Source organism: Haemophilus haemolyticus, from assembly GCF_001008275.1.
In the GTDB taxonomy this organism is placed as follows: domain Bacteria; phylum Pseudomonadota; class Gammaproteobacteria; order Enterobacterales; family Pasteurellaceae; genus Haemophilus; species Haemophilus haemolyticus_P.
Genome location: NZ_LCTH01000013.1, coordinates 1 through 11,415, shown reverse-complemented (window position 1 = coordinate 11,415; position 11,415 = coordinate 1). Strand labels below are relative to the sequence as shown.

Annotated in this window: 13 protein-coding genes; 6 read left to right on the top strand and 7 right to left on the bottom strand. The window is 40.1% G+C overall.

The genetic code is table 11. The features are described from left to right. The 5 genes from ileS to murJ all read right to left on the bottom strand — a co-directional run. Window positions 1–2,158 (bottom strand): isoleucine--tRNA ligase (gene ileS / locus AAX15_RS01505; protein WP_046938822.1); only part of this gene is annotated, 2,158 nt, incomplete at its 3' end. Between the two features lie 26 nt (window positions 2,159–2,184). Beyond that, entirely contained in the window at window positions 2,185–2,433 is a 249-nt protein-coding gene (locus AAX15_RS01500) for a DUF2442 domain-containing protein (RefSeq protein WP_046938821.1), read from the bottom strand. Continuing rightward, on the bottom strand, window positions 2,417–2,659 hold the full coding sequence (locus AAX15_RS01495) for a DUF4160 domain-containing protein (protein ID WP_046938819.1): 243 nt from the start codon (window positions 2,657–2,659) through the stop codon (window positions 2,417–2,419). Before AAX15_RS01495 ends, AAX15_RS01500 begins: the two co-directional genes overlap by 17 nt. 2 nt (window positions 2,660–2,661) lie before the next feature. Beyond that, window positions 2,662–3,588, bottom strand: a complete 927-nt coding sequence (gene ribF / locus AAX15_RS01490; RefSeq protein ID WP_046938818.1) for a bifunctional riboflavin kinase/FAD synthetase — start codon at window positions 3,586–3,588, stop codon at window positions 2,662–2,664. A gap of 46 nt (window positions 3,589–3,634) precedes the next feature. Next, entirely contained in the window at window positions 3,635–5,209 is a 1,575-nt protein-coding gene (gene murJ / locus AAX15_RS01485; protein WP_046938816.1) for a murein biosynthesis integral membrane protein MurJ, read from the bottom strand. A 266-nt stretch (window positions 5,210–5,475) separates the two neighbouring features. Here murJ and rpsT point away from each other — a divergent pair, with 266 nt between their 5' ends. Next, window positions 5,476–5,739 carry a 30S ribosomal protein S20 gene (rpsT, locus tag AAX15_RS01480; RefSeq protein WP_005548279.1) on the top strand — a complete coding sequence of 88 codons (264 nt, stop codon included), beginning with the start codon at window positions 5,476–5,478 and terminating at the stop codon, window positions 5,737–5,739. Window positions 5,740–5,810: 71 nt separating this feature from the next. On the opposite strand, the gene AAX15_RS01475 is transcribed toward rpsT, so the two are convergent. Then, window positions 5,811–6,377 (bottom strand): DUF5358 domain-containing protein, encoded by a 567-nt coding sequence (locus tag AAX15_RS01475; RefSeq protein WP_080950390.1) that lies wholly within the window; start codon window positions 6,375–6,377, stop codon window positions 5,811–5,813. Between the two features lie 145 nt (window positions 6,378–6,522). Here AAX15_RS01475 and menB point away from each other — a divergent pair, with 145 nt between their 5' ends. From menB to accC, 5 genes are all read left to right on the top strand, one after another. Continuing rightward, on the top strand, window positions 6,523–7,380 hold the full coding sequence (menB, locus tag AAX15_RS01465; protein WP_046938810.1) for a 1,4-dihydroxy-2-naphthoyl-CoA synthase: 858 nt from the start codon (window positions 6,523–6,525) through the stop codon (window positions 7,378–7,380). A gap of 68 nt (window positions 7,381–7,448) precedes the next feature. Next, window positions 7,449–8,438 carry an o-succinylbenzoate synthase gene (gene menC / locus AAX15_RS01460; RefSeq protein ID WP_046938809.1) on the top strand — a complete coding sequence of 330 codons (990 nt, stop codon included), beginning with the start codon at window positions 7,449–7,451 and terminating at the stop codon, window positions 8,436–8,438. 56 nt (window positions 8,439–8,494) lie between these two features. Then, window positions 8,495–8,944: a type II 3-dehydroquinate dehydratase gene (gene aroQ, locus AAX15_RS01455; protein ID WP_046938807.1), complete on the top strand. Its 450-nt coding sequence runs from the start codon at window positions 8,495–8,497 to the stop codon at window positions 8,942–8,944. A gap of 153 nt (window positions 8,945–9,097) precedes the next feature. Next, the gene (gene accB / locus AAX15_RS01450; RefSeq protein ID WP_046938806.1) at window positions 9,098–9,565 is read left to right on the top strand and encodes an acetyl-CoA carboxylase biotin carboxyl carrier protein; all 468 of its coding nucleotides are present in this window, start codon (window positions 9,098–9,100) and stop codon (window positions 9,563–9,565) included. A 176-nt stretch (window positions 9,566–9,741) separates the two neighbouring features. Beyond that, window positions 9,742–11,088, top strand: coding sequence for an acetyl-CoA carboxylase biotin carboxylase subunit (gene accC, locus AAX15_RS01445; RefSeq protein WP_046938804.1), 1,347 nt, complete (start codon window positions 9,742–9,744; stop codon window positions 11,086–11,088). Window positions 11,089–11,232: 144 nt separating this feature from the next. On the opposite strand, the gene AAX15_RS09510 is transcribed toward accC, so the two are convergent. Then, window positions 11,233–11,415: hypothetical protein (locus AAX15_RS09510; protein ID WP_196296038.1), on the bottom strand; the 183-nt coding region annotated here is incomplete at its 5' end.

Here is an 11,415-nt window from a genome sequence, read left to right as displayed (position 1 = left end):
AGAAACGCATTAAACGTTGTACCACAGTGTGGAATTGATAGTTATCGTACGCATCTTTGATTTCTTTTTGTGCATCTAATGCACAAGCCACCGCCCAACGATCTAGGCTGATCATTTCTTCTGGTTTGACTAAATCACGTTTTGGATCAAAACCATTCAAGTTTGCTAATAAGAAACGAGCGGTATTACGAATACGACGATAGCTGTCTGCCGCACGTTTTAAGATTTCATCGGATACCGTCATTTCACCGGTATAGTCAGTAGAGGCCACCCATAAACGTAAAATATCACCACCGAATTTATCCATGACTTCTTGTGGTGTCACAATGTTACCAATAGATTTTGACATCTTACGGCCTTGACCATCCACCGTGAAACCATGGGTTAATACTTGTTTGTATGGTGCTTTGCTGTCTGTTGCTGTAGAAAGCATTAAAGAAGACATAAACCAACCACGGTGTTGGTCAGAACCCTCCAAATACATATCGATATCTTGACCGTTAAATTCTGGACGATTCGCCACAACAGAAGAATAGGTTGATCCTGAGTCAAACCATACGTCAAGGGTATCAGGCACTTTGCGATAGGTTTCTGCATCCGCCCCTAATAATTCTTTTTCGTCTAAATCCCACCATGCTTGAATGCCGGCTTTCTCTACACGTTTAGCCACTTCTTCAAGTAACTCTAAAGTACGCGGATGAAGTTCTTCAGTTTCTTTGTGCACGAATAAGGTCATCGGCACGCCCCAAGTACGTTGACGGGAAATACACCAGTCTGGACGGTTTTCAACCATTTTCTCGATACGTGCTTGACCCCAATCAGGAATCCAGCGAACTTGTTTGATTTCGCCTAATGCTTGTTGGCGTAAACCCTGTGTTTCCATCCCGATAAACCATTGTGGTGTCGCACGGAAAATAATCGGGGTTTTGTGACGCCAGCAGTGTGGGTAGCTGTGTTTGATTTTCTCAACTTTTAATAAGTTACCCACTTCTTGTAATTTTTCAACAACCAATGGGTTCGCTTCAAACACACCTTTGCCTGCAAAGAATTCAGTGGTTGAAATAAATTTACCGTCATTCGATACAAGACCCGCCATCGGTAAATCATATTGTTTACCCACGACAAAGTCGTCTAAACCATGATCTGGTGCGGTATGTACTAAACCCGTACCACCATCAGTGGTCACGTGATCACCTAAAATTACTGGTACAGTGAAATCATAGAACGGATGGTTAAAACGTACTAACTCAAGTGCTTGACCTTTTACTGAACCTAAAACTTCAACTTGTTCTACGCCCACCGCTTTCGCCACAGACTCCACTAATTCAGCGGCTAAGATCACGCGCTCATCGCCAAGTTGCACTAAGTTGTATTCTAAGTCTGCATTTACCGCAATCGCACGGTTAGATGGCATTGTCCAAGGTGTGGTTGTCCAAATCACCGCAGATAATTTGCCATGGCCTTTGCCTACTGCATTAAATTTCTCTTCAATTTCAACCACACTTACTGCAGGAAAACGCACATAGATAGATGGAGAAACTTTGTCTTCATATTCCACTTCTGCTTCGGCTAAAGAAGAACCGCAATCTAAACACCAGTGTACTGGTTTTGAACCTTTGTATAAATGGCCATTAGCAATCACTTTACCGAGTGTACGGATGATGTTTGCTTCGGTGTCGAAGTTCATCGTTAAATAAGGATTATCCCAATCTCCCAACACACCTAAACGGATAAAATCTTTTTTCTGACCTTCTACTTGTTCCGCGGCATATTCACGACATTTTTGACGGAATTCAGCCGCCGTAATTTTCTCGTTTGGTTTGCCCACTAAACTTTCTACTTTTAATTCAATTGGCAAACCATGACAGTCCCACCCCGGGATATAAGGCGAATCAAAACCTAATGCTGTTTTGGATTTAATAATAATATCTTTCAGAATTTTGTTTACTGCGTGACCAATATGAATGTTACCGTTCGCATACGGAGGGCCATCATGCAGAATAAAAGATTTTTTGCCTTTGCTCGCTTCACGAATTTTTTGGTAAAGATTTTTCTCGTACCAATTTTTCAACATATCAGGTTCGCGCTTAGCTAAATCACCGCGCATTGGAAAGCTGGTTTCCGGTAGGTTAAGAGTGTTTTTGTAATCGACTGTCATTTTATTTTCCAATTTTTAAATTAAATTTAAGCAACTTTTTGTGGTTTATGTGTGACATCTCCACGTCCCTCAAGTAAACCATCGATAGAGATATCTTCATCAAGACAATCCCAATGAATGCCTCTACGACTCAACTCATAGTTTTCTAATTCACTTTGGGTAGCATGTAATAATTTAGGAAACCACACTAAGGGTACACCTAAAATACGCGCATCATTTAACTCCACCCACATAGTGTTTTCATCAAAGCGAACGCTTTTAGCTGAAATAGTCATACCACGCCTCCGTGAATTGCATTCTATGTGTTTCAACAATAACAAAAATTTCTTTTAATTCTTTTGAATTAAATCCATCGTTTCTTGCTAAAGAAATTTCGGGTTCCAACCAAAATTTTGCTTCCGACTCCGCATTGCGCACATGAATATGCGCAGGTTCAAAAGGATTTCCTTCATTAGAGTAAAAGAAAAAAACATAGCCTTTAAAACGTAAAATAACTGGCATATCTACCCTTTAAAAAAGCCTTTCGCAGTGTTTACATCCCGTTCAATTTGGTTTTTTAAAGCGTCAAAAGACGGGAATTTAATCTCGTTTCTAATCTTGTGGCAGAATTCGACTTCCACCATTTGGCCATAAATATTCTGAGAAAAATCAAATAAATGAACTTCTAATAATTGCATTAATCCATTTATAGTTGGGCGTTTTCCCATGTTTGCCACGCCGTTAAAAATTTCACCAGATTTTAACCGCACTTTTACAGCATAAACGCCTTTGATTGGATTTACTTGTCTATGCAAACGAATATTTGCCGTTGGAAATCCGATTGTTCTACCTAACTTATTACCATGGATCACACGCCCGAAAATACGATAAGGTTTACCGAGTAAATTTTCTGCAAGTTGTAAATCATCATTCGCCAACGCTTCGCGAATTACCGTGCTACTAATTCGCTGTTCATCTAGACAAAAGCTACGGTTATCTTCAACAATAAAACCAAAACGCTTACCTGCTGCTTGCAACATTGCAAAATTACCTTGGCGTTTTGAGCCGAACTTAAAATCATCGCCAATGCTTAAAAATTTCACATGTAGATGATTAACAAGCGTTTGCTCAATAAACACATCAGCTGGTTGCTCAGCAAAAGTGCGGTCAAATTTCGCCACAATTACGACATCGACCTTAGCCTTTTCTAGATAATAAATTTTGTCACGCAAGCGCATTAAACGGGCTGGTGCATTTTCCCCCATAAAATATTCACGCGGCTGTGATTCAAATAACAATACCGCCATGGGTAAATTTAATTCGTCAGCTTTTTGGCGCAAATGGCGGAGGACTGCTTGATGCCCTAAATGCACACCATCAAAATTGCCGATCGTTAGCGCACAACCTTGTAAAACACGATTTGCATTATGAAGCCCGCGAATTAATTGCATGTCCTTATCCATGAAAATAAGAGAATTTCGGCATTATAGCGAGAAGTTAGTTTTTTGTCAGCAAATGGTGCTTGCGAATGCCCAATAAAATCAACGTTGCGCCATAAACTATTGCGGCTAATACAATCAACCAAACAAGCCAATAAACACGCATAAAGAAATCCATTTTCGCCCATTGGTTGATTTCAGGCACGTAATACCAAACTGCTGCGCCCATTGCAATTGCTGCCAATAAAACTTTTCCAAAAAAGACCGCACTTTTACGTGAAAAATGGTATACATCCGCTTTAGCTAAACCACGATAAAGCAAATAAGCATTTAAGGTTGCTGACATGGCAGAAGCAATCGCCAACCCCACATAGCTAAATGGAATCGCCAATAGGTTAAAGCCCATATTACTCACCATGGCAATAATGCCGATTTTTACTGGAGTTTTGGTATCTTGGCGGGCGTAATAGCCATTGGCGAGGATTTTAATCAACATAAAGCTAAGTAACCCCGCATTAAACGCCCATAAAGAATAAGAGGCAGCATGAACATCACTTAACATGAAATTTCCGCGCATAAAGAGCGTAAGTAACATCGGTTGAGCCAATACAGCAATACCAATGGCTGCGGGAACGCCAAGTAATAAAATCATTCGTACGCCCCAATCCATTGTATTACGAAAATCAACCGCACTTTTATCTGAATCGCCTTCGCGATTAACGTGATGACGGGCAAGCGTTGGCAAAATTACGGTAGAAATAGCAATGCCAAATAAACCGAGAGGAAATTCCAGTAAGCGGTCGGAATAATACAACCAGCTAATTGAACCTGTCATTAAAAAGCTTGCAATCACTGTATCCAGCAAAAGATTAATTTGACTTACCGATACACCAAATAACGCAGGGATCATTAATTTGCGGATTTTAGTTACGCCTTCATCCCGCCACGCCCATTTGGGTTTCACCAGTAAACCGGCTTGTTTCATAAAGGGAATTTGGAATAAGAACTGTAATAATCCGCCAAGAAAAATCCCGATAGCCAGTGCAAGATCTGGGTTATCCATTTGTGGTGCAAGGAAAAGTGCGGTGGCAATCATCGCTATGTTTAATAACACTGGTGAAAAGGACATCACGCCGAATTTTCCAATCGTATTAAGCACTGCCCCAGAAAGTGCGACAAAAGTGACAAACCATAAATAAGGAAAAGTTATTTTAAGGAGAAGAGAAGCTTGTTCAAATTTATGAGCATCAGGGCCATCATTCATCCAATCGGTGAACCAGCCCATCCCAAATAAAGCAGCAACGACAGGTGAGCCAACCATCGCGAGGATCGTAACAATACTGACCAATCCCCCAAGGGTACCAGAAACTTTCCCAATAAATTCACGGGTTTTATTAATATCACCAGATTTTTGATATTCTGCGAGAACAGGTACAAAAGCCTGTGAAAAAGCCCCTTCAGCAAATAAACGACGAAGAAAATTTGGGATACGATTAGCAAATAAAAAAACGTCCGCTGCGGCGCCTGCACCAATGAGATGAGCGATAACCACATCGCGCACAAGACCCAACACTCTAGATAATAAAGTCATAGAACTAACAACAATACTAGATTTTAAAAGTCGTTTACTCAAAATATTCTTCTCTACCCTAAAATTTTTGCCTAATTGTATAGAAATTTTGTTTTTACGCTATATTCCGTGAAAAAAAACTGATAAAATCCGCCGCACATCGTTTGTGTGAGCCCATATTGAAAGAGCTTGTAAAAATAACGATACTTACTTTCGGTTGTGTCTCACCGAAATCAACACAAATTTTCCATTGACAAAAGTATAAAAAATCGGCATATTGACGCCCTTTATTTTGTCTATCAATCAACAGAAATTTTAGGAGTTTGACCTTGGCTAATATCAAGTCAGCAAAAAAACGCGCGGTTCAATCTGAAAAACGCCGCCAACACAACGCAAGCCAACGCTCTATGATGCGTACTTACATCAAAAAAGTATATGCTCAAGTAGCAGCAGGTGAAAAAGCAGCAGCTGAAGCAGCATTCGTTGAAATGCAAAAAGTTGTTGACCGTATGGCTTCTAAAGGCTTAATCCACGCTAACAAAGCAGCAAACCACAAATCTAAATTAGCTGCACAAATCAAAAAATTAGCGTAATTTTTAGCTAGAAAGAATGAAAAATAAAACCGCACTTTAAAGTGCGGTTTTTTATTTCATCGAATTTTAGACTAAAGCAACAACATCGATCCCCATTTGATAATATCAAAGAAGAATTTATTTTCATTCGTCGCGATACCATCAGGATTTTTCGGTGAGCCATCTTCATTTTTCTGCACATCCACCATGCCATTTTTATATTGACCTTTCACGACAGCCAAATCATCGCGCGCTTCATTACGTAATTTTAAACACGCCTGTTCAGTTAAAGGCTCAACATTACCTACTTCGGTACGGAATTTTTTAAACTGATAGCTTGCATAATTCATCGATTTTTCATCACCTTGAATAATCTTTACATATTGCTCACCAATAATTTTTTCCAATGGATAGAAAAAGACATATTGTGAGTGAATATAGCTATCTTCTTTAGAAAAATGCTGTTGTAAAATTCGAGTTAAATTTGGGTAAACGCATTGTTCTGCTTGCTTACTTGCAATCGCCCATTGTTTTGCATCTTGATCGGAAAGTTGGTAATCCGCACCCGCAAATTCACCTGGGATTGCGGATTGTGAGTTTCCAAAAATTGAGCAGCCAGACAGCAATGCTGCCATACCTAAGGTTGCAATTAATTTCACATTTGATCCTTATAAAAGTGAGAATGCGCAAAATTCTAGCAATATCTTCACAACAGATAAAGCAGCAAATGAATTTAGTTTTCCTGATCCGAAAAACTTCCGCTATAATGACCGCACTTTTTTACGTTAATTAAAAGGAATTCTCATGCAAAATCCAAAAGATGATGTGTTATATGCGCCTGTTGAATGGGTCGATCACAGTGAAGGCTATAGCGATATTCGCTATCATAAATCCACTGATGGTATTGCTAAAATCACGATTAACCGCCCTGAAGTGCGTAATGCGTTCCGCCCACAAACAGTGAAAGAAATGATCGCCGCATTTTCTGATGCACGTTTTGATGAAAGCATTGGTGTCATTGTATTAACCGGCGAAGGCGAAAAAGCATTCTGTTCTGGTGGTGACCAAAAAGTGCGTGGTGATTACGGCGGTTACAAAGATGACAGCGGCGTACATCACTTAAATGTATTAGATTTCCAACGCGATATTCGTTCTTGTCCAAAACCAGTTGTAGCAATGGTGGCTGGTTATGCAATTGGTGGCGGCCATGTATTACATATGCTTTGTGACTTAACGATTGCTGCTGAAAATGCTATTTTCGGGCAAACTGGGCCAAAAGTCGGTTCATTCGATGGCGGTTGGGGCGCAAGCTATATGGCTCGTTTAGTGGGTCAGAAAAAAGCTCGTGAAATTTGGTTCTTATGCCGTCAATATAATGCACAAGAAGCATTAGATATGGGCTTAGTCAATACCATTGTGCCTTACGCTGATCTTGAAAAAGAAACCGTGCGTTGGTGTCGTGAAATGTTACGCAATAGCCCAATCGCGATTCGTTGTTTGAAAGCGGCATTAAATGCTGACTGTGATGGCCAAGCTGGTCTTCAAGAATTAGCGGGTAACGCGACAATGTTGTTCTACATGACTGAAGAAGGTCAAGAAGGTCGCAATGCGTTTAATGAAAAACGCGCCCCAGACTTCAGCAAATTCAGACGTAACCCTTAATTTATCGTTCTAAAGTGCGGTTAAAAATCTTCGTGAATTTTGACCGCACTTTTGTATTGGGAGCAAGCATGGCTGAAAAATCATTTAATCTTTACCGTTATTCCATCCCCGTTGATAGCCAACTTATTCTGCGTGATCGTTTTTTAAAACGCCGTGAAGGCTTAATCGTAAGAGTGAGTTGCAGCCGAGACGGTTGGGGAGAAATCGCCCCGCTACCTGGTTTTAGCGAAGAAACCTTAGACCAAGCTCAAGAACAAGCAATTGAATGGCTAACAACATGGTGCAATGCCAGCTGCGATGCACCTCGCGTACCATTAGATGGCACCTATCCCTCCGTTGCTTTTGGTATCAGTTGCGCAATGGATGAAATGAAAGGTTATTTACAAGCTGAAGGCAATTACCATACAGCACCACTTTGTTATGGCGATCCAGATGAACTATATGCCAAACTTGCGAGCATGGAAGGCGAAAAAGTGGCAAAGATGAAAGTGGGCATATACGAAGCCAATCGCGATGGATTAATTGCCGATATGTTTTTAGAGGCCATTCCTGATTTACAATTACGACTAGATGCAAACCGCCATTGGTCGTTAGAAAAAGCGTTACAATTTGCCACTAAAGTCAAACCGCAACATAGAAAACGTATTCAATTTTTAGAAGAACCTTGTAAAACACAAGAACTCAGTCGTGAATTTGCATCGCAAACCGATATTGCAATTGCATGGGATGAATCCGTGCGAGAGCCTAATTTTTGCCTGGAAAAAGAACCGCACTTATCGGCTGTCGTAATCAAACCCACTTTAATTGGTTCAATTCAACGTTGTGCTGAACTCATTAACCAAGCACATTCGTTAGGTCTAAAAGCGGTTATTAGTTCAAGTATCGAAAGCAGTTTAGGCCTCTCTCAGCTCGCGCGAATTGCACAACAATACACCCCGAATGTAACGCCAGGCTTAGACACTTTAGATTTGATGGAATATCAAGTGATACGCGCTTGGCAGGGCTCTGATTTACCTATTGTGGATTTAGAATCTGAATTTATCACTAAAATTATCTGATTCGACCACCCAAAATCGAAAAACCAGTATAATGCGCCACACAAAAAGGATTAAAAATGTCGCAAACACACAGAATTTTGCTGTTAAATGGCCCGAACTTAAATATGTTAGGGGCTCGCGAGCCAAAACATTATGGCAGTATTTCTCTAGCATCCCTTGAAGAGAAAATACAAACATTAGCCACTCAGCACAATGTACAAGTGGAATGTTTTCAAACCAATAGTGAAGAAAAATTAATTAATAAGATCCACGAAAGTTTTCAACAAGTCGATTTTATTTTAATCAATCCTGCTGCCTACACCCATACCAGTGTGGCATTGCGCGATGCACTTTTAGCTGTTTCAATTCCTTTTGTGGAGATTCATTTATCCAACGTGCATAAACGTGAACCATTTCGTCATCATTCTTATTTTAGCGATGTGGCTGAAGGTGTTATTTGCGGTTTGGGCGCAAAAGGTTACGAGTTTGCCTTTTTATTTGCTATCGATTACCTTGCTAAAAAATAAGAAAATTGAGCATTTTTGGCGAAATTCACAGAATTTTATCGCAAATTTGCAAAATTTAAGGTAACCTTTACAACATAAAAAATAAGTTTATTCATAACCGCACTTTTTCATTTAAAAGTGCGGTTAAAATTTCAATCTTTTTAGGAAAAACGTATGGACATTCGTAAAATCAAAAAATTAATCGAATTAGTAGAAGAATCTGGCATTACTGAATTAGAAGTGCAAGAGGAAGAAGGTACAGTACGTATTAGCCGTGCAGCCCCAGCAGTTGCTCCAGCAGCAGTTCAATACGCTGCGGCACCAGTAGTAGCACCAACTCCGACTGCTGCGCCAGCTCAAGCGCCAGCAGCGGCGACATCCGCACCAGCTGCATCTGATGAATTATCAGGCCATCTTGTACGTTCACCAATGGTGGGAACGTTCTATCGCAGTCCAAGCCCAGAAGCAAAAGCATTCGTTGAAGTGGGTCAGTCTGTGAAAGTTGGCGATGCACTTTGTATTGTTGAAGCAATGAAAATGATGAACCGCATTGAAGCGGACAAGGCTGGCGTAGTAAAAGCAATTCTTATCAACGACGGTGACGCTGTTGAATTTGACGAACCATTAATCGTTATTGAATAATTTCCAATATTTTCGTCGGGCGGACTTTAGTCCGCCTATTTCATATACAAACAATTAGAGCGAATTTATCGTAGGCGATATAAATTGAAATCTGTTCATACCAAATTTTATAGGGAAAACAATATTTCAAGAACCTACATAAAAATTCACGTCTATCTGACTAAACGGACTCTTTTATGTTAGAAAAAGTTGTGATTGCTAACCGCGGTGAAATTGCACTACGCATTTTACGTGCTTGTAAAGAATTAGGTATTAAAACTGTGGCGGTTCATTCTACCGCTGATCGTGATTTAAAACACGTTTTACTTGCTGATGAAACCGTTTGTATCGGTCCAGCACCTTCCGCAAAAAGTTATTTAAATATTCCAGCTATCATTGCTGCCGCCGAAGTAACAGGCGCTGATGCAATTCATCCAGGATACGGTTTCTTATCTGAAAATGCTGATTTTGCAGAACAAGTTGAACGTTCAGGTTTCACTTTCATCGGTCCAACAGCAGATGTCATCCGCTTAATGGGCGATAAAGTTTCAGCTATTAAAGCGATGAAAAAAGCAGGCGTGCCTTGTGTACCTGGTTCTGATGGCCCTGTAAGTAACGATATTAGTAAAAATAAAGAAATCGCCAAACGTATTGGTTATCCAATCATCATCAAAGCATCAGGCGGTGGTGGCGGCCGAGGTATGCGTGTAGTTCGTAGCGAAGGCGCATTAGAAGAATCTATCGCAATGACCAAAGCAGAAGCAAAAGCTGCATTCAATAATGATATGGTCTATATGGAAAAATACTTAGAGAATCCACGTCACGTGGAAATTCAAGTATTAGCAGATACTCATGGCAATGCAGTTTATTTGGCTGAACGTGACTGCTCAATGCAACGTCGTCACCAAAAAGTTGTGGAAGAAGCACCTGCGCCAGGTATCACAGAAGAAGTTCGCCGCGATATCGGCTCTCGCTGTGCAAAAGCTTGTGTAGAAATCGGCTATCGCGGAGCAGGTACGTTTGAATTCTTATATGAAAATGGCGAATTCTATTTCATTGAAATGAATACTCGTATCCAAGTAGAACACCCTGTAACTGAAATGATTACAGGTGTAGATTTAGTGAAAGAGCAATTACGCATTGCAGCAGGCTTACCGATTTCCTTTAAGCAAGAAGACATCAAAGTTAAAGGCCATGCAATGGAATGCCGTATTAACGCAGAAGATCCAAAAACATTCTTACCATCTCCGGGTAAAGTAAATCACTTACATTCACCGGGCGGTTTGGGCGTTCGTTGGGATTCTCATGTTTATGGCGGCTATACGGTGCCTCCACATTACGACTCTATGATCGCAAAACTTATCACTTATGGTGATACACGTGAAGTGGCAATCCGTCGTATGCAAAATGCATTATCTGAAACAATTATTGATGGTATCAAGACCAACATCCCACTTCATGAATTAATTCTTGAAGATGAAAATTTCCAAAAAGGCGGAACAAACATCCACTATTTGGAGAAAAAATTAGGTATGCATGATTAATTTATAAGTTATTAAGGTAAAGGCAGACATTGTTTTTACCTTATTTTTTATAGATTTATATACAATGATATTAATTTTATGGTAGGATGAAAGTCCACATAAATTTATTTTATGTATTTGTATTAAGTGTGTTTAATAAAGAACTTAGAGGTAAACTATGAAGAATACGATTTTAAAGTTTAGTTTAACAGCTTTAGCTACATTAACTTTAGCTGCTTGTGGAAGTAGTGGCGGTGGTGATAATTCGGCACAACCAGCTACTTCAGCACAACCAACTACTTCAGCACAACCAGCTACTTCAGCACAACCAGCTACTTCAGCACAGCC

Coding starts and splice junctions, on each gene's coding strand:
- menB (WP_046938810.1), top strand. CDS start 6,523: ATGCAAAATCCAAAAGATGATGTGTTATATGCGCCTGTTGAATGGGTC.
- menC (WP_046938809.1), top strand. CDS start 7,449: ATGGCTGAAAAATCATTTAATCTTTACCGTTATTCCATCCCCGTTGAT.
- accC (WP_046938804.1), top strand. CDS start 9,742: ATGTTAGAAAAAGTTGTGATTGCTAACCGCGGTGAAATTGCACTACGC.
- ribF (WP_046938818.1), bottom strand. CDS start 3,588: ATGCAATTAATTCGCGGGCTTCATAATGCAAATCGTGTTTTACAAGGT.
- AAX15_RS01495 (WP_046938819.1), bottom strand. CDS start 2,659: ATGCCAGTTATTTTACGTTTTAAAGGCTATGTTTTTTTCTTTTACTCT.
- accB (WP_046938806.1), top strand. CDS start 9,098: ATGGACATTCGTAAAATCAAAAAATTAATCGAATTAGTAGAAGAATCT.
- aroQ (WP_046938807.1), top strand. CDS start 8,495: ATGTCGCAAACACACAGAATTTTGCTGTTAAATGGCCCGAACTTAAAT.
- AAX15_RS01500 (WP_046938821.1), bottom strand. CDS start 2,433: ATGACTATTTCAGCTAAAAGCGTTCGCTTTGATGAAAACACTATGTGG.